This window comes from Klebsiella sp. P1954, from assembly GCF_018199955.1.
GTDB classification, from domain to species: domain Bacteria; phylum Pseudomonadota; class Gammaproteobacteria; order Enterobacterales; family Enterobacteriaceae; genus Klebsiella; species Klebsiella pneumoniae.
In genome coordinates, this window is sequence record NZ_CP073373.1 from 1906015 (window position 1) to 1926785 (window position 20771).

19 protein-coding genes are annotated in these 20771 nt (G+C 56.9%); 17 read left to right on the top strand and 2 right to left on the bottom strand.

Features of this window, described 5'->3' with window-relative positions:
- Window positions 1–6: 6 nt before the first annotated feature.
- The 11 genes from KB890_RS09280 to KB890_RS09330 all read left to right on the top strand — a co-directional run bounded on the left by KB890_RS09280 (window position 7) and on the right by KB890_RS09330 (window position 11806).
- Complete coding sequence (locus KB890_RS09280; RefSeq protein ID WP_004178692.1) at window positions 7–1026, top strand: alpha-ketoacid dehydrogenase subunit beta; 1020 nt, start codon at window positions 7–9, stop codon at window positions 1024–1026.
- Window positions 1027–1029: 3 nt separating this feature from the next.
- Window positions 1030–2565, top strand: coding sequence for a 2-oxo acid dehydrogenase subunit E2 (locus KB890_RS09285; protein WP_004178691.1), 1536 nt, complete (start codon window positions 1030–1032; stop codon window positions 2563–2565).
- Window positions 2555–3952, top strand: a complete 1398-nt coding sequence (lpdA, locus tag KB890_RS09290) for a dihydrolipoyl dehydrogenase (RefSeq protein ID WP_004178690.1) — start codon at window positions 2555–2557, stop codon at window positions 3950–3952. The genes KB890_RS09285 and lpdA overlap by 11 nt, the downstream gene beginning before the upstream one ends.
- 176 nt (window positions 3953–4128) lie before the next feature.
- A complete protein-coding gene (locus KB890_RS09295) occupies window positions 4129–4380 on the top strand; it encodes a zinc ribbon domain-containing protein (protein WP_002889874.1) in 252 nt (83 codons plus the stop codon).
- A 517-nt stretch (window positions 4381–4897) separates the two neighbouring features.
- Window positions 4898–5689 carry a class I fructose-bisphosphate aldolase gene (locus tag KB890_RS09300; RefSeq protein ID WP_002889868.1) on the top strand — a complete coding sequence of 264 codons (792 nt, stop codon included), beginning with the start codon at window positions 4898–4900 and terminating at the stop codon, window positions 5687–5689.
- 14 nt (window positions 5690–5703) lie between these two features.
- The gene (locus KB890_RS09305) at window positions 5704–6255 is read left to right on the top strand and encodes a glycerol-3-phosphate responsive antiterminator (RefSeq protein WP_002889866.1); all 552 of its coding nucleotides are present in this window, start codon (window positions 5704–5706) and stop codon (window positions 6253–6255) included.
- A 20-nt stretch (window positions 6256–6275) separates the two neighbouring features.
- Window positions 6276–7814, top strand: coding sequence for an FGGY-family carbohydrate kinase (locus tag KB890_RS09310; RefSeq protein ID WP_004178689.1), 1539 nt, complete (start codon window positions 6276–6278; stop codon window positions 7812–7814).
- An 11-nt stretch (window positions 7815–7825) separates the two neighbouring features.
- Window positions 7826–8587 (top strand): SDR family NAD(P)-dependent oxidoreductase, encoded by a 762-nt coding sequence (locus tag KB890_RS09315; RefSeq protein WP_004177323.1) that lies wholly within the window; start codon window positions 7826–7828, stop codon window positions 8585–8587.
- Window positions 8588–8603: 16 nt separating this feature from the next.
- Window positions 8604–9599, top strand: a complete 996-nt coding sequence (locus tag KB890_RS09320; protein WP_002889854.1) for a 2-hydroxyacid dehydrogenase — start codon at window positions 8604–8606, stop codon at window positions 9597–9599.
- A gap of 88 nt (window positions 9600–9687) precedes the next feature.
- Complete coding sequence (locus KB890_RS09325) at window positions 9688–10950, top strand: PTS galactitol transporter subunit IIC (RefSeq protein ID WP_004178688.1); 1263 nt, start codon at window positions 9688–9690, stop codon at window positions 10948–10950.
- A gap of 217 nt (window positions 10951–11167) precedes the next feature.
- Entirely contained in the window at window positions 11168–11806 is a 639-nt protein-coding gene (locus KB890_RS09330; protein ID WP_004178687.1) for a glutathione S-transferase family protein, read from the top strand.
- 40 nt (window positions 11807–11846) lie between these two features.
- On the opposite strand, the gene KB890_RS09335 is transcribed toward KB890_RS09330, so the two are convergent.
- Window positions 11847–12596 (bottom strand): SAM-dependent methyltransferase, encoded by a 750-nt coding sequence (locus tag KB890_RS09335; protein WP_002889849.1) that lies wholly within the window; start codon window positions 12594–12596, stop codon window positions 11847–11849.
- A 57-nt stretch (window positions 12597–12653) separates the two neighbouring features.
- Window positions 12654–12911 (bottom strand): YjhX family toxin, encoded by a 258-nt coding sequence (locus KB890_RS09340; protein ID WP_004178686.1) that lies wholly within the window; start codon window positions 12909–12911, stop codon window positions 12654–12656.
- Between the two features lie 461 nt (window positions 12912–13372).
- Here KB890_RS09340 and glaH point away from each other — a divergent pair, with 461 nt between their 5' ends.
- The 6 genes from glaH (at window position 13373) to csiR (ending at window position 20689) form a co-directional block, all read left to right on the top strand.
- Window positions 13373–14350, top strand: coding sequence for a glutarate dioxygenase GlaH (glaH, locus tag KB890_RS09345; protein WP_002889847.1), 978 nt, complete (start codon window positions 13373–13375; stop codon window positions 14348–14350).
- Window positions 14351–14377: 27 nt separating this feature from the next.
- Window positions 14378–15646: an L-2-hydroxyglutarate oxidase gene (lhgO, locus tag KB890_RS09350; RefSeq protein WP_004178684.1), complete on the top strand. Its 1269-nt coding sequence runs from the start codon at window positions 14378–14380 to the stop codon at window positions 15644–15646.
- A gap of 24 nt (window positions 15647–15670) precedes the next feature.
- On the top strand, window positions 15671–17119 hold the full coding sequence (gene gabD, locus KB890_RS09355; RefSeq protein WP_004178683.1) for an NADP-dependent succinate-semialdehyde dehydrogenase: 1449 nt from the start codon (window positions 15671–15673) through the stop codon (window positions 17117–17119).
- A 12-nt stretch (window positions 17120–17131) separates the two neighbouring features.
- On the top strand, window positions 17132–18415 hold the full coding sequence (gene gabT, locus KB890_RS09360) for a 4-aminobutyrate--2-oxoglutarate transaminase (protein ID WP_004178682.1): 1284 nt from the start codon (window positions 17132–17134) through the stop codon (window positions 18413–18415).
- A gap of 135 nt (window positions 18416–18550) precedes the next feature.
- Window positions 18551–19951 carry a GABA permease gene (gabP, locus tag KB890_RS09365; protein ID WP_002889795.1) on the top strand — a complete coding sequence of 467 codons (1401 nt, stop codon included), beginning with the start codon at window positions 18551–18553 and terminating at the stop codon, window positions 19949–19951.
- Between the two features lie 45 nt (window positions 19952–19996).
- Window positions 19997–20689, top strand: coding sequence for a DNA-binding transcriptional regulator CsiR (csiR, locus tag KB890_RS09370; RefSeq protein WP_004177331.1), 693 nt, complete (start codon window positions 19997–19999; stop codon window positions 20687–20689).
- Window positions 20690–20771: the final 82 nt, after the last annotated feature.

A 20771-nucleotide genomic window follows, 5' to 3' on the forward strand; every position in this document is an offset into this window, starting at 1 on the left:
ATAACCATGACAATAAAAACCTATCGTGAAGCGGTCAAGGAAGCCCTGGCTCAGGAAATGGAACGCGATGAACGCGTGGTGCTCATCGGTGAAGACTTGCGTGGCGGTCATGGCGGAAATGCGCCCGAAGAGGCTAAAATAGAAGCCTTTGGCGGTGTGCTGGGTGTCACTAAAGGGCTGTGGACGCAGTTCGGCTCCGATCGGGTGATCGACACGCCCATTACCGAGTCGGCCATCATCGGTATGGCGGCCGGCGCCGCAGCGACGGGTTTGCGGCCGGTCGCGGAATTGATGTTCATGGATTTTTTTGGCGTGAGCCACGATGCACTGTACAACCAGGCGGCTAAGTTCCGCTACATGTTTGGTGGCAAAGCCAGAGCTCCGCTGGTAATGCGAGGGATGATCGGCGCGGGGTTTTCCGCCGCAGCCCAGCATTCACAGTCACCCTATAATATCTTTGCCACCACGCCTGGACTGAAGGTGGTGGTGCCCTCGACGCCTTATGACGTCAAGGGTCTATTAATCCAGTCCATTCGCGACGACGACCCGGTGGTATTCTGCGAGCATAAAATGCTGTACGACCTCAAGGGCGAGGTACCGGACGAGAGCTATACCATCCCGCTAGGTGTAGCCAACTATACCCGCGAAGGAGAGGACGTCACCATCATTGCGCTGTCGGCAATGGTGCATAAAGCCAACCAGGTGGCGGACAAGCTGGCCAAAGAGGGGATCTCGGTCGAGGTAGTCGACCCGCGAACCATTTCGCCGCTGGATGAGGAAGGGATTCTGGAATCGGTGGCGTCCACGGGGCGGGTCGTGATTGTCGACGAATCCGCTGCACGCTTCGGTTTTGCTCATGATGTCGCGGCGCTGATTGCGTCCCAGGCATTCCATTTCCTCAAAGCGCCCGTTCTGCTGGTGACGCCGCCACACACGCCGGTCCCGTTCTCCCCAGCTCTCGAAAAACTCTGGATCCCTGGCGTTGAACGTATCGAAGCCGCCGTCCGTCAAGTGCTGGAGGATTAACCTATGAGCGAAATCAAGACGCTTGAAATGCCAAAGTGGGGGCTTTCCATGGAGGAAGGCTTGCTCGCTCGATGGGCAATCCAGGAGGGTGACGATTTCACCAGAGGGCAGGAAATCTGTGAGATTGAAACCAGTAAAATCGTCAATGTGCTGGAGGCCCCCTTTGCCGGTACGTTACGTCGGATGCTCGCCCGCGAGGGTGAGACGCTTCAGGTAGGCGCCGTGCTGGCCCTGGCGGCTGACGCGTCGGTCAGCGATGCTGAACTGGACGAATTTGTTGCCCGCCTGGCGACGGCGAAACCCGCAGCCCCAGGCCCGGAGGCTGCCGCGCCGGACGTAGCGGCACAGGCAGGCGCTAAGCCAGCTTCCGTTGTTTCGCCGCCATCCAACAGCCCCGAGCCCCCTGTTGGGCAGACCGTCATCCCCGTCAGTCTGCAAGGTGTGACCGATGTGACTCAGGTTAATGCCACGCCCCATGCGTTACGACTGTCTGCCCGCTGGGGTGTCGACCTGAAAAAAGTCCGCGGCAGCGGGCGCGGGGATCGTATCTCTGTTTCTGATCTGGAAAGCGCGATCGTTGCCGCCGGCGGTCGCCTGGCCTCTCCGACGCCCCCCGTTCGTCGCAGCAAAGCGCCCCGCTCGCATGCCGATGACAGCCAGGTATCGGCCACCCCGCTGGCGCGCCGCCTGGCCGGCAAACTGGGTATCAACTTGCATGACTGCCGAAGCAGCGGTTCACGCGGTCGGGTAAGTCGCGATGATGTGCTGGCCGCGGCGTTGTTACTCGACGAGCACCCGCAGACCAGTCCTGTGCAGGAGAGTGCCCCGGCCCCCTTTGAGAGCATTCCGATGTCCGGTATGCGGCGGGCTATCGCTTCTCGCCTGCAAACGTCCAAGCAACAGTCTCCCCATTTCCGTTTGAGCGTCGATCTCGATCTGGAGCGACTGTTAGCGTTACGTCAGGACATTAACCGCGAAGTACCCGGCGTCAAGATTTCGGTGAATGACCTGCTGGTGAAGGCCTGCGCCCTGGCGCTGGTGGCCGTGCCTGACGTCAATATCCAGTTTGATGAAGCGGCACAAAGTATCCGCCGCTTTACGGATGCCGACATTTCGGTGGCCGTTGCGCTGCCTGCCGGGCTAATTACCCCTATTGTTCGCTCGGCGAACCGGAAATCGATCAGCGACATATCGAACGAAATTCACTCGCTGGTGACCAGAGCCAAAGCGGGCACGCTGAAGCGGGAAGAGTTCCAGGGCGGGACCTTTAGCCTGTCAAATCTGGGGATGCTCGGCGTCCGGCAGTTTGACGCCATCATCAATCCACCGCAAAGCGCAATCCTCGCCATTGGCGCCGGCGAGGTCCGGGCGGTAGTACGCGACGGGCAAATCGTCGCGCGCCAGCAAATGACGGTATCGCTATCCTGCGATCACCGGGTCATCGATGGCGCGGCAGGTGCGGCTTTTCTCCGGGAACTCAAGCGACTGATTGAAACCCCGACCTTGATGTTTATCCAGGAGACGAGCTATGCACGATAAATACGATGTGCTGATCATCGGCGGGGGTCCAGGGGGATACGTTGCCGCCATCCGTGCCGGCCAGCTAGGGCTTCGTACCGCATTAGTTGAAAAACAACATCTGGGCGGCATCTGCCTGAACTGGGGATGCATTCCAACCAAGGCGCTGCTGCATGGCGCTGAGGTTGCGCACACTATCACCCATGCCAGTCAGCTGGGCATCAGCGTGGGTGAGGTGAACGTCGATCTGCAGAAACTGGTGCAGTTTAGCCGTACCGTATCGCAACAGCTCACCGCTGGGGTTGCGTACCTGTTGAAGAAAAATGGCGTGCAGGTCATTGATGGCACCGCGCGGCTGCGTGGCAAGGGGCAAATCACGGTCGAGGATGCCCAAGGGGAGGCGCGCGATTACCGGGCCGATCATGTGATCCTGGCAACCGGCGCCCGACCACGCGCATTGCCAGGCATAGCGCCAGATGGCGAACATATCTGGACCTATTTCGAGGCGCTGCGGCCTAAGCTATTGCCCAAGTCGCTCTTAATCATCGGTTCAGGGGCGATTGGCGTCGAGTTCGCCAGCCTTTATAACGATCTGGGCTGTAAAGTGACGCTGGTCGAGCTAGCGTCGCAGATTTTGCCAGTGGAAGATGCCGAGGTGTCTGCAGCAGTGCGTAAGTCATTCGAAAAACGCGGTATTCAGATCCATACCCAAACCCTGGTGACGCAAGTACAGCTCACCGATACCGGGGTGCGCTGCACACTAAACAACACCGGCGGCGAATATTCTCAGGATGTCGAACGTGTGCTGCTGGCGGTTGGCGTACAGCCGAATATTGAAGATCTGGGGCTGGAAGCACTGGGCGTCGAGTTAGACCGCGGTTTTATCAAGACGGACGCGGCTTGTCGCACTAACGTATTCGGGCTTTATGCCATCGGCGATGTAGCCGGCCCGCCGTGCCTGGCGCACAAGGCCAGCCACGAAGGCGTGATCTGCGTTGAGACACTGGCCGGTGTCGAAGGCGCCCACCCTCTCGATCGCGACTATGTGCCTGGTTGCACTTATGCCCGGCCCCAGGTTGCCAGTCTGGGCCTGACGGAATCGACGGCCCTGGCCAGGGGACGGCCCGTCAGGATCGGTAAGTTCTCTTATCAGAGCAATGGTAAGGCGCTGGCCAGCGGCGAGACAGAGGGTTTTGTGAAGACGATTTTCGATGCTGAAACCGGCGAGTTGCTGGGCGCGCATATGGTTGGCGCACTGGTCACGGAACAGATCCAGGGCTTTGGCATCGCCCGTCACCTGGAGGCCACAGACGAAAGTCTCCTGTCGATGATCTTTGCGCATCCGACACTTTCCGAAGCGATGCATGAATCCATACTCGCGGCCTGCGATCAACCGTTGCATCAATAAGAAATAAGGGAGGCGATAGCTGCGCGATACGGAGTAAGTTCCCGTTATCCCTCCCGCACTCCCCGGCAGAAGATCCCCAACAACGGTTACGGCAGGATCTATTGATCTGAAACGCTAAGCGCCATGCGTAAATTCTGTATGTTTAGTAGACAACCAAACGACAGGAGGAGCGCTCTATGACACAGCACGAAAGGTTTTGCCAGGCCTGCGGAATGCCGATGTCCGCACCCGATGCGCAAGGGGCCAGCGATAAATATTGCGCGTATTGCAGCGACAGCGACGGTAATCTGAAATCCTGGGAAGAGGCCGTATCCGGTCTGGCGGCTTTTCTCGACGCCTGGCAAAAGGTGGGCGTAGCGGAATCACGGAAACGGGCAAAACGTTACCTGACGGCGATGCCTGCCTGGGCGCACAAAGCGGACGAGTAATTTGCCCGGGCGGCAGGAGGAAATCATCCCGGGGACAGACCGCCATGCCGACAACATTGCTATAGCGTTTTTGTACGCCATCCGGACAGGAATAAATACGCGTTTGGGGATGACGACCTGCAGGCTGGAGCATGCATGGATGCGTTCTTCATGCAGATGAAATAAACGCCTGGCGTTCTCCCCCTTGTCCGGATGCGTTATTGCCTGGTTTTTAAGGGGTCGATTTCTGTATTTAACCCGGCACTTCTCAGGTAATACAACATATTGATGTGATGAATCTCTCATTTCAACGATACCAACTGGACAATAAGTTATCGCGTGTGTTAGTTATTTAATCACGCAAGAGAACAGATTTAATTTAAACAAAAGTTAAACCTTTCTCACTTTGCTAAAAAATTGCATTGATAATGCTTTGGATCCCTGAACCATTATCAAAAGGGTATGTGAACAGAAAGCCCTCAGAGACGCGAGTCTCTGAGGGCTTTTTTTTTGTTTTTTTTATCTCAGGAGTAAATAAATGTCTAAAGAACGTCGTCTCTCAAGAATATTCGCAAAAGACGGTAAATCCGTGACCTTAGCGCTGGATGGCTACTATTTTTCCACGAAAACAAATGGTATTGATAATACGATAAATCAGCTCCCTGCTCTGGTGGAACACGGCCTGGATTGCGCGCTCGTCACGTACGGCATGTTGAAGAATTATCGGGAAGCATTGAACAGCGTTCCCGTTGTGTTACGCGTCGACAGCACGGTCAGTATCTTTGACAATACCGTTCCCGATACTACCCCCGTTTTTTCCGTCGAAGATGCGCTTAAAGTCGCTGCCGAGGGCGTGGTCTGCATGACCTTCCCCGGCGCCTTCAATGAAGAAAAAACCCACATTATGGCGATGCAACTCGCACAGGCAGCGGATCGCTGGAATGTACCGCTGATTGTCGAATCGCTCCCGTATGGTTATCCCGTCACCAGCGATGACTCTAACAATCCGGCCATCATCGCTGCATCGGCCCGCGCAGCGGTGGAGCTGGGCGCGGACGTCATCAAAACGCGTTTTACCGGTTCACCAGAGGACCGACTGATCGTTGAAGCTGCTGGCGTGCCGGTGCTTGCCTTAGGAGGGCCAAAAACCGGCATCGACGGTTACTTCAAATTTGTTCAGCACTGTATGCAGATGGGTGCGAAAGGCGTGGCTGTGGGACGAAACATTACCCAGGATCCGCAGCCGGCGAAAGTGGTAGCAGGTCTGAATGCCATCATCCATGAAAACGCAACAGCGGAAGATGCATACAGCCTCTACATGGCTAAATAACATCGGAAATTAATATGATTTCAAATAACACCATCATCCCTTCCATCAGGAAGTATAAATACTTTGAGAAAGCATTATCCTGCCAGTCAGAATATGTGCTGCTATCCGAAGCGAATATCGGCAATCTGCAGTCGCTGATTGGCAAATGCCATCAAAGCGGTAAGAAGGTCCTCGTTCACCTTGAATTACTGGGCGGCTTTAAACCGGATCAGGCGGGGATCAATCTGCTGAAAAATTATTACAAGGTTGATGGTGTTATTTCTTCCAATCTCTCCGCGCTACGCTACGCCAAAAAAGAGGGATTGCTGACCGTATATCGGGTTTTACTTATCGATTCGCGATCGCTTGATCAGTCGCTCGATATTGTTAAACACAGTCCACCGGACGCAATTGAAATCTTACCTGCTGAATATGCCTGCCAGTGTCTGGAGTTGATTAGCCGAAATTTGAAAGGCTTTGATGTGGTATTCATCGCCGGAGGCTTTGTTAAGCGCAAATACCTTGTAGATAAAATATTCCATGCCGGATTTAAAGGGATAACCACCAGCGAGCCCGGCTTATGGTAACCAATAAGGAGTCCACGCGAATGAAAGATGAATACGTCATGGGCATCGACAATGGTGGAACCGTCACCAAGGCAGCCATCTATGACCGTAAAGGACAGGTGCTCGCCATCGCCTCAAAATCCACGCAGATGCTGACACCTCGGGAATTCAACACAGAGCGCAGTATCGATGAGCTGTGGGCCGCGAATGTCGAAGTGATTAAAAAAGCGATTGAGCAATCAGGTATCGACGCCAGCCAGATAAAAGGAGTGGCCGTCACCGGTCATGGTAACGGTCTGTATCTGGTCGACGAAGAAGGTCACCCGGTGCGTAACGGCATTATATCCACCGATAGCCGGGCAAAAGAGTACGTTGAGAGATGGCAACGCTCACCAGAATTCCTTACCGACATTTTGCCAAAAACGATGCAGTCCATCTGGGCCGGACAACCTGTCGCCCTGCTGGCATGGCTGAAGGATTTCGAGCCCGAGACGCTGCAAAAAGCGCGTTATATTTTTATGGTCAAGGACCTGATCCGTTTTTACCTGACCGGAGAGGCTTTTCTTGAGCTGACCGATATCTCAGGGACCAACCTGATCAACGTACGTGACTGCAAGTATGACGATGAACTACTGGCGTGGTGGGGACTTGATGAACTGCGGGACAAATTGCCCCCCATCAAACGCTCAACAGAATGCTGCGGAAAAATCACTGACGACGTGGCCCGTCTGACCGGTTTATGCGCAGGTACGCCGGTTTCTGGCGGGGTGTTTGATATCTCGGCCTCTTCCATTGCCTCGGGGATTAACAGTCTCGATAAGATGGCGATCGTCACCGGCACCTGGAGCATAAACGAATACGTTACCGACCACCCGGTTATTGATAAAGATCTGTTTATGACCTCCATTTATCCCATTGAGGGTAAATGGCTCATCACCGAGGCCAGCCCCACCTCCGCGAGCAACCTGGAGTGGTTTATTAACAACTTTATGGAGAGCGATCGGAAAACCTCCGCCGAACAAGGATCGTCGGTCTATGACCTGTGTAATAAGCTGGTTTCGTCAACGACGCCGGATGAAAGCCACCTGTTGTTCTTTCCGTTCGTGTTTGGCTCTAATACCATTCCCGACGCCTCGGCCGGCTTTATCGGTGTCAACAGCTTCCATAAAAAAGCCCATTTTCTGCGGGCGATTTATGAGGGCGTGGCCTTCAGCCATCTCTACCACACCGAGCGCTTACGCAATATTAACCCGAAGCTAAGCCGCACTATTCGTATTGCTGGCGGCGTCACGAACTCCCCGGTCTGGCTGCAGATATTCGCCGATATCTTCCAGGCCACGCTGGAAATCGTTGACGTCAAAGAGCACGGGACCCTGGGTACCGCGATGACCGCCGCCGTTATGGTGGGCTGGTTTGCGGAGGTATTTGCTGCCTCAAACGACATGGTCCATGTCTCACGCACCGTCTCCCCTAATCCGGAAAACCACCGGGTCTACCAGACCAAATACCAGCTTTATAAAAACCTGTTATCAGAAATGCAGTCGCCGTGGAAAAGCTGCAGCAACTACATCGCGCACTAAGTGAGGAAAAAATGGATCTGAATTTAACGAATCGTACGGCCATCGTGACAGGCGGCGCAACCGGCCTGGGGAGAGAGTTTGTTCTTTCTCTCGCCAAAGAAGGCGTCAATATCTGCTTTACCTATATGCGTGAGGAAGAGCATCCCGAACGGCTGATCGAAACGGTGAAGGCCAGCGCGAACGTAGAGATTATTGCGGTCAAAACCGATCTCTCTGACGAGCAGAGCCGGGAAAATCTGTTTGCCACCTGTATCGACAGACTGGGCAAAGCCGACATTCTGGTGAATAACGCCGGGATCTGGCTGAGCGGCTACGTCACCGAGATCAGCCCGCAGGACTGGGATCTGGTGATGAATGTCAATCTGAAAGCCATCTTCCATCTCAGCCAGCTGTTTGTAAATCACTGCCTGCAGCATGACCAGATGGGCAGCATTCTGAATATTACCTCGCAGGCCGCGTTCCACGGCTCCACGACGGGACATGCGCACTACGCGGCAAGTAAGGCCGGCCTGGTCGCCTTTGCTATCTCTCTGGCGCGGGAAGTCGCCAAACAAAAAATCAATGTGAACAATATCGCCGTCGGGATCATGGATACTGCGATGATCCGTAAGAACATTGAGCAAAACCCTGACTATTACGTCAGTCGTATTCCGGTGGGCCGCGTGGCCCAGCCGCAAGAAATTGCCGACATCGGTGTCTTCATGGTTTCTCCTAAGACCAGCTATATGACGGGAGCAACTCTGGACGTTACCGGCGGTATGTTGATGCGTTAATCTAGGGAGAATCATTATGAAATGTCTGGCAATTGCCGATCTGTTTATCAATGCAGCGATGATGGAATCAGGACTGAAAGCGCTCAGGGATAACGGGATTGAAGTAGAAGTACGCGAGTGGTCACATGACTCCGTTGAGAAACTTCAGGAAGATAATCTGCGGGTTGAACAGGAAGGGGCAGAAGCCGTGGCCTTACCGGAAGCGCTGCTTCAGGGAACGGATGATATTGACATCCTGATCACTCAGTTTGCCCCCGTCAATACTGCGGTGTTCGATAAACTACCAAAGCTGAAATATGTAGGCGTGCTCCGCGGTGGCGTGGAAAACGTGAATCTTCAGGTGGCGAACGCCCGGGGCGTTGAGGTGATGAACACCCCGGGGCGTAACGCTCGCAGCGTCGCCGAATTCACGGTCGGCATGATCCTGGCGGAAATGCGCAATATCGCCCGTTCACACGATGCCCTGCGTGACAAATACTGGCGTAAAGACAGCCCGAACCATCAGGCAATCCCTGAGCTTGGCGGAAAAGTCGTGGGGCTGGTTGGCCTCGGTCATATTGCCCAACTGGTCGCGGGATTTCTCAGCGGCTTTGGCACGGAGATTATCTTTTACGATAAGTACGTTGCAGGCCATGAACGTTATGAGAAAGTCGATTCTCTGGACGAACTGGTACAACGCGCCGACGTTATCTCGTTACATGCTCGCCTGACGCCGGAAACCGAAAATCTGATTAACGCACACCATTTCGCGCTGATGAAGCGCAGTGCCATCATTGTTAACACGGCACGCTCCGGGTTAATCAATGAAAAAGAGATGATTGATGCGCTCAGATCCGGGCAAATCATGGGCGCCGCGCTTGATACCTTTGATGACGAGCCGCTTCCAGACGACAGTGCATTCTATACTCTGAATAACGTGACCATTACGCCGCATATTGCCGGGAGTACCATTGACGCATTCAGTAATTCGCCCAAACTCTTCGCTGAGATCCTTTTAAAGAAACTCAGTTAAATATTAAAAGAACCATTAAAGGTATTAACAGGGCCCAATGGGCACGGGTTTACTCGTGCCCAATTCGCCCGCCTTTTAAGGAATCATTATGGATATTATCAACAGCATTATTAGTCTGGGGGCATCAGTAATGATGCCAGTAATATTCTTTATTATCGCGCTTTGCTTTGGCGTTAAAATCGGTACGGCATTTAAAGCAGGGATGCTGGTAGGCATTGGTTTTGAAGGGGTGGGGCTGGTGATTGGCCTGCTGCTGACAAACCTGGGCCCGGCATCGCAGGCGATGGTTGAGCGTATCGGCCTGCAGTTAACGGTCGTTGATACCGGTTGGCCTACCGCATCGACCATTGGCTGGGGTTCGCCGCTGATGCTGCCCGTCGTGGTGGGCTTTATCGTCATCAACCTGGCCATGCTTCTGTTGAAATTAACCAAAACGGTGAATATCGATATTTTTAACTACTGGATTTTCCTGATCATGGGGTCTGTGGTCTATGCCGGAACGGGAAATTACTGGCTTTCGGTCGGTATTACATTCGCTATTTTTGTGTTGACGCTATTGGCGGCAGATTTAACGGCGCCGTATTTACAAAAAAACTATAATCTTAAAGGGATATCATTCCCCCATCTTACCTGTATAGCTTACGTGCCGTTTGGCATTGCCTGTAATTACATCATTGATAAGATCCCGCTTATCAATAAAATCAATTTCGATCCGGAAAGTATTAATAAAAAATTCGGCGTTTTTGGCGAGCCTCTTACCCTGGGGTTCGTACTGGGACTGCTGTTGGCCTTCCTGGCGGGATATGACGTTTCCGCGGCCGTTTCACTGGCCATTAAGGTTTCAGCCGCCATGCTGCTGCTGCCTAAAATGATTGAAATTCTGGTGCAGGGATTGTTGATTGTCCGTGATGCCGCTGAAGCAAAACTGAAGGCTAAATTCCCGGGGCGCGATTTTTACATCGGGATGGATACGGCGTTACTGATCGGGGAACCTTCGGTACTGGCGACCGGTCTGCTGTTAATCCCTATGGCTGTGGTGCTGTCTATCATTCTGCCCGGCAACCGCGTACTGCCCTTTGTCGATCTGGCTTCCTTAATGTTCCTGCTGGCAATGGTCACGCCGTTCTGTAAACGAAATATGTTCCGCATGTTCATAACCGGAACCCTGATCGTGACCTGCATCCTGTATGTCGGGACGGACATTTCGCAAGAATACACTCAGGCGGCGGTGAACTCGCATATTCCGGTGCCGGAAGGGATGGCCGAGATCACCAATATCGTCGGCGGCGCCACGACGCCTGTCGGCTGGCTGGCCGTCAAATTTGGCGAGTTTTTTAGCGCCACACATTAGTACAAGACCACTCAAGTAAACAGAGGGCAAACTGCTGCCCTCTGCTTCTTCCTCTTATACTGTGCACTGAATAGCTGGCTCAGCTACGCCCCTGGTTTGAACATCTGACCAGCGCGTCCGCCCCCTGCGCGGCGAGGTGGCTCATTTCTTTTGTACCCCCTCCCGTTTTCAACCCAACCTGCTATGCTCCTTCTTTCCCTGTTCTCTGGAGATCCCGATGCTGACCATCTGGGGCCGAAAAACCTCCTCTAACGTGCAGGCGCTGATGTGGTGTGTTGGCGAGCTTGGGCTGGACTATCTCCGGTTCGACGTGGGGCATCGCTATGGCGGTACCGACAGCGAGGCGTTTTATCAGCTCAATCCCAATCGTACGGTGCCAGTGCTGCAGGATGGCGATAATCCGCCGCTGTGGGAAACCGGCGCGATCCTTCGCTATTTAGCCAGTCGCTACGCCGACGACGCCTTCTGGCCGGGCGACCTGCTGGCTCGTACTGAGGTTGATCGCTGGGCCGAGTGGTCAAAGCAGAATATCGCCCTCGGCTTTACGGCGCCGGTGTTCTGGCGCGTGGTGCGCACGCCTGCCGCCGAGCGGGATCCGCAGGCCATCGCCGCGGCGGTGACGGCCCTGGAGCAAAAGCTGGCGATTGCCGAGGCACGTCTCGCCGGGAGTCGCTATCTGGTGGGCGATACGTTCACCCTGGCCGATATCCAGTTTGGTCATGTGCTGTACCGCTACTTTGCAATCGATATCACCCGTCGTCCCCTCCCCCACCTTGCGGCGTATTATGCACGGCTAACCGCACGGCCCGCCTTTCGCCAGCACGTCATGGTTAGCTACGACGAACTGAAGGTCTGAAGGTGGTCGGTAGCGCCTCCTGACGCTACCGACATACCGGTTAACGCGCCATCAGGACAAACACGCCCCAGCCGAGATATTCCCGGGTCCAGGTGACGTGGTGTAGCGGCGCAGTGGTCAACTGCTGGCGAACCTCCGGTGCGAAGTCATCGTGCGGATTGGCCTCCAGCCAGCGGCGCATTGTCAGCCATTTCGCCGCTTCATAACGATCCCAGCCCTCCTGGTCGGCCAGCACCATCTCCACCACGTCATAGCCCAGTTCGCCAAAGTGGGCGACCAGCGCCGGTAGCGTCAGGAAGTCATCGGGTGACTGCGCGCCGCAGGCAATCGCCTCTTCTGCCGTGGCCGGACGTTTGCGCCACCATGGCTCGCCGATAAGCAACATGCCGCCTGGGGTAAGGCTCTGCTTCAGCAGCTCGATTGTGCCTGCCACCCCGCCGCCGATCCACGTGGCCCCCACGCAGGCGGCAACATCGCACGGCTGGCTGGCGACATATCCGCTGGCATCCTGGTGCACAAAGGTTACCCGGTCGCTTACCCCGAGCTCCTCTGCCCGGGCGGCCGCCTGCTGACTGAACAGCAGGCTCATGTCTACGCCGGTGCCGACGATCTGATGATCGCGCGCCCAGCTACAGAGCATCTCGCCGGAGCCGCTGCCGAGGTCGAGAATGGTGGTGCCCGGCGCCATTCGCAGCGCCCGTCCCAGCGTGGCGTACTTTTCCGGGGTAAAAGGGTTATGGATACGGTGCTCGCTTTCACTGATGGTAAAAATGCGAGGGATATCGATCATGAGGTTTTCTCCTTGAGAGCCATACGCCCGGGCAGCGACCCTGCCCGGGTCGCTATTTCAGCGGTTGTCCGCTTGCGCGCGAACGTTATTCAAACCGGTAATGTTGATCCGGTACGGCTGGCCGTTCACCGACTTAATCAGCTTTTTGGTTTTGAGCTTTTTGAAGACCGCAAGGGTGCAGTCGCTCAGCAACAGCCCTTCGCGGGTGTAACATTCAACGGCGGTAATGCGGCCGGAGGTATCGCGGACGTGCGCAATACGGCCACCTTTGGCGAGAACGTGTAAGGTCCGTTGTTCCTGACGGGATAAATTCATACTGAAACCTGTTCATTATCATGTGCGAAAACATGCCTACACCCGCAGGTGTGTGCGTAAGGTTTAAGCGCAGCGATAATCAGTCCGGCCTGGGCAGGTCGGGAAACTGATTATCTGATAATGACATTCTCCAGCATCGAAGCCTCAGTGAGCATTGAAAGGTATTTACCGGCTGAATATTAACACCTTCATCTGGTAAGGATATTGTGCAGATTAAAAACTGTGACCGGTATTACGATTTCCCTCGGCCTTATCCCCATTTTGCGCTATCCGCCACCCGCTCTGTTCCGCAACTTTCACCACCACCTTATCCCCCCTCCCGTATTGTTAAATAATTGTTGTCAGATCACAAAATGGAAACAAAAAGGCCATTTCGTACGCATTTTATAAAAATGTAGATATTTTTAATTTATGGCTACGAAATGAACATCACCCTGACCTTACAGCGAGGAACGATCCTGATGAACGCCCTGACCGCAGTAAAACCGACACCCGCGCCGGTAGCCCAGCAATACCCTGGCTTTTCTTTCACCCCTTCCGCCCAGTCGCCGCGCCTGCTGGAGCTCACCTTTTCCGCCGAAACGACCACGCAATTCCTGCAGCAGGTCGCGCAGTGGCCGGTGCAGGCGCTGGAGTACAAATCTTTCTTACGCTTCCAGGTCGGCAAGATCCTCGACGATCTGTGTGGCAATCAGCTGCAGCCGTTGCTGATCAAAACATTGCTCGATCGCGCGGAAGGCGCGCTGCTTATCAACGGCGAAGGGATCGATCACGTCAGCCAGGCCGAGGAGATGGTCAAGCTGGCCACCGCCGTCGCCCACCTGATTGGTCGTTCCAACTTCGACGCCATGAGCGGTCAGTATTACGCCCGCTTCGTGGTGAAAAATGTCGATAACTCAGACAGCTACCTGCGCCAACCGCACCGGGTGATGGAGCTGCACAACGACGGCACCTACGTCGAAGAGCAAACCGACTACGTATTAATGATGAAGATCGACGAGCAGAACATGCAGGGCGGCAATTCCCTGCTGCTGCATCTCGACGACTGGGAGCATCTCGACGAATTTTTCCGCGACCCGCTGGCTCGCCGCCCAATGCGCTGGGCCGCGCCGCCGAGCAAAAACGTCAGCAAGGATGTTTTCCACCCGGTGTTCGACGTCGATTCGCTGGGCCGCCCGGTAATGCGCTATATCGACCAGTTCGTCCAGCCGAAAGATTTCGAAGAAGGCACCTGGCTGAGCCGCCTTTCCGACGCGCTGGAGACCAGCAAAAACATCCTTTCCATACCGGTGCCGGTGGGCAAATTTCTGCTCATTAACAACCTGTTCTGGCTGCACGGCCGCGACCGCTTTACGCCGCACCCGGACCTGCGCCGCGAGCTGATGCGCCAGCGCGGCTACTTTGCGTATTCCACGAATCATTACCAGACTCATCAATAAGGGTTTTCAGGCGAAGGAATTGAGCGGATGTATGATTTCGTGATTATCGGCGGCGGCATCATCGGCATGTCGACCGCCATGCAGTTAATTGAGATTTACCCGGACGCCCGCATTGCGCTGCTGGAAAAAGAGGCCGGCCCGGCCTGCCATCAGACTGGCCACAACAGCGGCGTGATCCACGCCGGGGTGTACTACACGCCCGGCAGCCTCAAGGCGCAGTTTTGCCTCGCCGGCAACCGCGCCACCAAGGCCTTTTGCGAGCAGAACGGCATCCGCTATGACGTCTGCGGCAAAATGCTGGTCGCCACCTCGCCGCTGGAGATGGAGCGGATGCGCGCCCTGTGGGATCGCACCGCCGCCAACGGCCTGCAGCGCGAGTGGCTAAGCGCCGGGGAGCTACGCGAGCGCGAACCGAACATTACCGGGCTCGGCGGGATCTTCGTCCCTTCCAGCGGCATCGTCAGCTACCGCGAAGTGGCGGCGGCAATGGCGAAGAACTTCGAAGCGAAAGGCGGAACGATCGTCTACAACGCCGAAGTCAGCGCCCTGAAAGAACATGCCAGCGGCGTGGTGATCCGCACCCGCCAGGGCGGAGAATATGAGGCCTCGACGCTGATCGCCTGTTCGGGCTTGATGGCCGATCGGCTGGTAAAAATGCTCGGCGTCGACCCCGGGTTTATCATTTGTCCGTTCCGCGGCGAGTATTTCCAGCTGGCACCGCAGCACAACCAGATCGTCAACCATTTGATCTATCCGATCCCCGATCCGGCGATGCCGTTCCTCGGCGTCCACCTGACCCGCATGATCGACGGCAGCGTCACCGTCGGCCCCAACGCCGTGCTGGCTCTGAAGCGCGAAGGCTACCGCAAGCGCGATATCTCGCTGGCCGATACCCTGGAGATCCTCACCTCGCCCGGCATCCGCCGGGTACTGCAAAACAACCTGCGCTCCGGACTGGGCGAAATGAAGAATTCGCTGTGCAGAAGCGGCTATCTGCGGCTGGTGCAAAAATACTGCCCGAGCCTGACGCTGAGCGATTTACGCCCGTGGCCGGCCGGCGTGCGGGCGCAGGCCGTGTCGCCGCAGGGCAAGCTGATCGACGATTTTCTCTTCGTTACCACCGCGCGTTCGATACATACCTGCAATGCGCCATCGCCAGCGGCCACCTCCGCTATCCCGATCGGCGCGCATATCGTCAGCAAGGTGCAGACCCTGCTGGCCAGCCAGAGCAATCCCGGACGCACGCTGCGTGCGGCACGTAGCGTGGAGACACTACACGCCGCTTTTACCCGTTAACCACCCTGAAGACAGGAAGCGTTTATGCAACTCAACGATATGACACTGTTTCGCCAGCAGGCGATGATCGATGGCCAGTGGCGCGATGCGCCCAACGGCGACGTGATTGCGGTCACCAACCCGGCCAACGGCGAGCAGCTCGGCAGCGTGCCGAAAATGGGCGCCGATGAAACCCGCGAAGCGATTGAAGCCGCCAATCGCGCCCTACCCGCCTGGCGCGCCCTGACCGCCAAAGAGCGGGCGAACATTCTGCGCCGCTGGTTCGATCTTATGATGGAGAATCAGGACGATCTCGCTCGCCTGATGACCCTCGAGCAGGGAAAACCGTTGGCGGAAGCCAAAGGCGAAATCAGCTACGCCGCCTCCTTTATTGAGTGGTTCGCCGAAGAAGGTAAGCGCATCTACGGCGACACCATTCCCGGCCACCAGGCCGACAAGCGCCTGCTGGTGATTAAGCAGCCCATCGGCGTTACCGCCGCCATCACGCCGTGGAACTTCCCGGCGGCGATGATCACCCGCAAAGCGGGCCCGGCGCTGGCCGCCGGCTGCACCATGGTCCTGAAACCGGCCAGCCAGACGCCGTTTTCCGCGCTGGCGCTGGCCGAACTGGCGAATCGCGCCGGGATCCCCGCCGGAGTATTCAACGTGGTCACCGGCTCCGCCGGCGCGGTCGGCGGCGAACTGACCAGCAACCCGCTGGTGCGCAAGCTCTCCTTTACCGGCTCTACCGAGATTGGCCGCCAGCTGATGGAGCAGTGCGCGAAAGACATCAAAAAAGTCTCCCTGGAGCTGGGCGGCAACGCGCCGTTTATCGTCTTTGACGATGCCGACCTCGATAAAGCCGTCGAGGGGGCGCTGGCGTCGAAGTTCCGCAACGCCGGGCAGACCTGCGTCTGCGCCAACCGCCTGTACGTCCAGGACGGGGTGTATGACCGTTTCGCCGAGAAGCTGCAGCAGGCGGTGGAAAAACTGCGCATTGGCGACGGCCTGCAGGACGGCGTCACCACCGGCCCGCTGATCGACGAGAAAGCCGTGGCCAAAGTTGAAGAACACATTGCCGATGCCATCGCCAAAGGTGCGAAGGTGGTCACCGGCGGCAAACCGCACGCCCTGGGCGGCAACTTCTTCCAGCCGACCATCCTGGTCAACGTTCCCGACAGCGCCAAAGTGGCGAAAGAGGAGACCTTCGGCCCGCTGGCCCCGCTGTTCCGCTTTAAAGATGAAGCCGACGTCATTGCCCAGGCCAACGATACCGAGTTCGGTCTCGCCGCCTATTTCTACGCCCGCGATCTGAGCCGCGTCTTCCGCGTCGGCGAAGCGCTGGAGTACGGCATCATCGGCATCAATACCGGCATTATCTCCACCGAAGTCGCGCCGTTCGGCGGCGTTAAGGCCTCCGGCCTCGGCCGCGAAGGGTCGAAGTACGGCATCGAAGATTACTTAGAAATCAAATATATGTGCATTGGCCTTTAACAGGAGCGACAGATGAACAGCAATAGAGCAATGATGGCGCGTCGCAGCGACGCGGTCCCGCGCGGCGTCGGCCAGATCCACCCTATCTTCGCCGAACGCGCGGAGAACTGCCGGGTGTGGGACGTGGAAGGCCGGGAATATCTCGATTTTGCCGGCGGTATCGCGGTGCTCAATACCGGCCACTTGCATCCGCAGATTGTCGCCGCCGTCGAAGACCAGCTGAAAAAGCTGTCGCATACCTGCTTCCAGGTGCTGGCCTATGAGCCTTATCTGGCGCTGTGCGAAAAGATGAATCAAAAGGTGCCCGGTGATTTCGCCAAGAAAACCCTGCTGGTCACCACCGGGTCGGAAGCGGTGGAGAACGCGGTGAAGATCGCCCGCGCGGCAACCGGGCGCAGCGGCGCTATCGCCTTCACCGGCGCCTATCACGGCCGCACCCATTACACCCTGTCGCTGACCGGCAAAGTGAATCCTTACTCCGCCGGTATGGGCTTAATGCCGGGCCATGTCTATCGCGCCCTCTACCCGTGCGCGCTGCACGGCGTCAGTGATGACGAGGCGATCGCCAGCATCCATCGCATCTTCAAAAACGATGCCGCGCCGGAAGATATCGCCGCCATCATTATTGAGCCAGTGCAGGGTGAAGGCGGGTTCTATGCCGCCTCCCCGGCCTTTATGCAGCGCCTGCGCGCTCTGTGCGACGAGCACGGCATTATGCTCATCGCCGATGAGGTCCAGAGCGGCGCGGGCCGCACCGGTACCCTGTTCGCCATGGAGCAGATGGGCGTCGCGGCGGATATCACCACCTTCGCCAAATCCATCGCCGGCGGTTTCCCGCTGGCGGGCGTCACCGGCCGCGCAGAGGTGATGGACGCCATCGCCCCCGGCGGACTGGGCGGCACCTACGCCGGCAACCCCATCGCCTGCGCCGCCGCCCTGGCGGTATTACAGATTTTCGAGCAGGAGAATCTGCTGGAAAAAGCCAACCAGCTCGGCACCACCCTGCGCCAGGGCCTGCTGGCGATCGCTGAAGATCATCCGGAGATCGGCGACGTGCGCGGTCTGGGGGCGATGATCGCCATTGAGCTGTTTGAAGAGGGCGACCGCAGCAGGCCGAACGCCAGGCTGACGGCGGATATCGTCGCCCGCGCCCGCGACAAAGGCCTGATCCTGCTCTCCTGCGGGCCGTACTACAACGTGCTGCGCATCCTGGTGCCGCTGACCATCGAAGAGGCGCAGATCGAGCAGGGGCTCAAGATCATCGCCGACTGCTTTAGCGAGGCGAAACAGGCATAGAACAGAACACATGCGGAAGCGAAGTACGTTCGTAAGGGAATGAAGACGAGACCTGCAAAACAACAATAATACGCGTGCCCCGGCGCGGGAACGTCGGGGCGCTCTCCCAGGTGACACACTTCGAGAGGGTAAATGATGGGGCAACTGTCGCAATCACAGGATTTAGGGGCGGGGCTGAAGTCGCGCCACGTCACGATGTTATCTATCGCCGGGGTGATCGGCGCGAGTTTATTTGTCGGCTCCAGCGTCGCCATTGCCGAGGCAGGCCCGGCGGTGCTGCTGGCCTATCTGTTTGCCGGGCTGCTGGTGGTGATGATTATGCGTATGCTGGCCGAAATGGCGGTCGCCACGCCGGATACCGGCTCCTTTTCCACCTACGCCGATAAAGCCATCGGCCGCTGGGCGGGGTATACCATCGGCTGGCTATACTGGTGGTTCTGGGTCCTGGTTATTCCGCTGGAAGCCAATATCGCGGCGATTATTCTGCATTCGTGGGTGCCGGGCGTCCCGGTGTGGTTGTTCTCCCTGGTCATCACTCTCGCCCTCACCGGCAGTAACCTGCTGAGCGTCAAGAACTACGGCGAATTCGAGTTCTGGCTGGCGCTGTGCAAAGTGATCGCTATTCTGGCGTTTATCGTACTGGGCGCGGTCGCCATTACCGGCTTTTATCCCTATGCCGAAGTGAGCGGCATTTCGCGGCTGTGGGATCACGGCGGCTTTATGCCTAACGGCTTCGGCGCGGTGCTGAGCGCGATGCTGATCACCATGTTCTCGTTTATGGGCGCGGAGATCGTCACCATCGCCGCCGCCGAATCGGATACCCCGGATAAACATATCGTGCGCGCCACCAACTCGGTGATCTGGCGTATCTCTATTTTTTATCTGTGCTCGATCTTTATCGTCGTCGCCCTCATCCCATGGAATATGCCGGGGCTGAAGAGCATCGGCTCCTACCGCTCGGTGCTCGAGCTGCTGCATATTCCCTATGCCAAGCTGATTATGGACGGCGTGATCCTCCTGTCGGTCACCAGCTGTCTGAACTCGGCGCTGTATACCGCCTCGCGGATGCTCTACTCCCTGAGCCGTCGCGGCGATGCGCCGGCCATTATGGGCCGGACCAACCGCAGCAAAACGCCATACGTGGCGGTGCTGCTCTCCACCGGCGCGGCGTTCCTCACCGTAGTGGTGAACTACTATGCCCCCGCCAAGGTGTTTAAATTTCTCATCGACAGCTCTGGCGCCATCGCCCTGCTGGTCTATCTAGTGATCGCCGTTTCACAACTGCGGATGCGCAAAATCCTTCAGGCGCAAGGCGGTGAGATCCGTCTCAGAATGTGGCTCTATCCATACCTGACCTGGCTGGTGATCGCCTTTATCACCTTCGTGCTGGTGGTGATGCTGTTTCGTCCGGCGCAGCAGCTGGAGGTGATCTCTACCGGCCTGTTAGCTCTGGGAATTATTTGTACGGTACCGATTATGTCACGCTGGAAAAAGCTGGTATTGTGGCAAAAACTGCCGCTGCAAAATACGCGTTAACCCTGTTCCCGGCGCCCGCCGGGAAGAGTATTCAGGAGTAAGAACATGACCGCCATTCCCCAGGCGACGGCCATTGACGGATACCGTTGGTTAAAAAACGACATCATCCGCGGGGTTTACCACCCCGATGAGAAGCTGCGGATGAGCCTGCTGACGTCGCGCTATGGCCTGGGGGTCGGTCCGCTGCGCGAGGCGCTTTCGCAACTGGTGGCCGAGCGGCTGGTAACGGTGGTCAATCAGAAAGGCTATCGGGTGGCGCCCATGTCGGAACAGGAGCTTCTCGATATCTTCGACGCGCGCGCCAACATGGAGGCCATGCTGGTGCGTCTCGCCATTGAACGCGGCGGCGACGAGTGGGAAGCCGAGCTGCTGGCCCGCACCCATCTGCTCAACAAGCTGGAGTCGTGCGAAGCGAGTGAGCACCTACTCGATGAATGGGACCAGCGCCATCAGGCGTTTCACACCGCCATCGTCGCCGGCTGCGGTTCGCAGTATCTGCTGCAGATGCGCGAACGGCTGTTCGATCTGGCGGCGCGCTACCGCTTCATCTGGCTGCGCACCACCGTGCTGTCGGTGGAGATGCTGGAAGATAAGCATGTCCAGCATCAGACCCTGGTGGACGCTATTCTGGCGCGCGACGCCGAACAGGCCAGCGCGCTGATGCGTGAGCACTTACTGACTCCGATCCCGATTATCCAGCAGGCGATGGCCGGCAAGCTGTCGCCGCAGGCAGGGTGAGTCAGATGGTGGGGTGGAAATTACGGGTATGGCGGCACGCATCTCCACGCCGCACGGGCGTGGAGAAATCGTATCCGTAGAT

Coding starts and splice junctions, on each gene's coding strand:
- KB890_RS09335 (WP_002889849.1), bottom strand. CDS start 12,596: ATGATCGATATCCCTCGCATTTTTACCATCAGTGAAAGCGAGCACCGT.
- KB890_RS09325 (WP_004178688.1), top strand. CDS start 9,688: ATGGATATTATCAACAGCATTATTAGTCTGGGGGCATCAGTAATGATG.
- lpdA (WP_004178690.1), top strand. CDS start 2,555: ATGCACGATAAATACGATGTGCTGATCATCGGCGGGGGTCCAGGGGGA.
- gabT (WP_004178682.1), top strand. CDS start 17,132: ATGAACAGCAATAGAGCAATGATGGCGCGTCGCAGCGACGCGGTCCCG.
- KB890_RS09295 (WP_002889874.1), top strand. CDS start 4,129: ATGACACAGCACGAAAGGTTTTGCCAGGCCTGCGGAATGCCGATGTCC.
- gabP (WP_002889795.1), top strand. CDS start 18,551: ATGGGGCAACTGTCGCAATCACAGGATTTAGGGGCGGGGCTGAAGTCG.
- KB890_RS09315 (WP_004177323.1), top strand. CDS start 7,826: ATGGATCTGAATTTAACGAATCGTACGGCCATCGTGACAGGCGGCGCA.
- KB890_RS09280 (WP_004178692.1), top strand. CDS start 7: ATGACAATAAAAACCTATCGTGAAGCGGTCAAGGAAGCCCTGGCTCAG.
- KB890_RS09300 (WP_002889868.1), top strand. CDS start 4,898: ATGTCTAAAGAACGTCGTCTCTCAAGAATATTCGCAAAAGACGGTAAA.
- KB890_RS09320 (WP_002889854.1), top strand. CDS start 8,604: ATGAAATGTCTGGCAATTGCCGATCTGTTTATCAATGCAGCGATGATG.
- KB890_RS09310 (WP_004178689.1), top strand. CDS start 6,276: ATGAAAGATGAATACGTCATGGGCATCGACAATGGTGGAACCGTCACC.
- KB890_RS09330 (WP_004178687.1), top strand. CDS start 11,168: ATGCTGACCATCTGGGGCCGAAAAACCTCCTCTAACGTGCAGGCGCTG.
- csiR (WP_004177331.1), top strand. CDS start 19,997: ATGACCGCCATTCCCCAGGCGACGGCCATTGACGGATACCGTTGGTTA.
- lhgO (WP_004178684.1), top strand. CDS start 14,378: ATGTATGATTTCGTGATTATCGGCGGCGGCATCATCGGCATGTCGACC.
- KB890_RS09285 (WP_004178691.1), top strand. CDS start 1,030: ATGAGCGAAATCAAGACGCTTGAAATGCCAAAGTGGGGGCTTTCCATG.
- KB890_RS09305 (WP_002889866.1), top strand. CDS start 5,704: ATGATTTCAAATAACACCATCATCCCTTCCATCAGGAAGTATAAATAC.
- gabD (WP_004178683.1), top strand. CDS start 15,671: ATGCAACTCAACGATATGACACTGTTTCGCCAGCAGGCGATGATCGAT.
- KB890_RS09340 (WP_004178686.1), bottom strand. CDS start 12,911: ATGAATTTATCCCGTCAGGAACAACGGACCTTACACGTTCTCGCCAAA.
- glaH (WP_002889847.1), top strand. CDS start 13,373: ATGAACGCCCTGACCGCAGTAAAACCGACACCCGCGCCGGTAGCCCAG.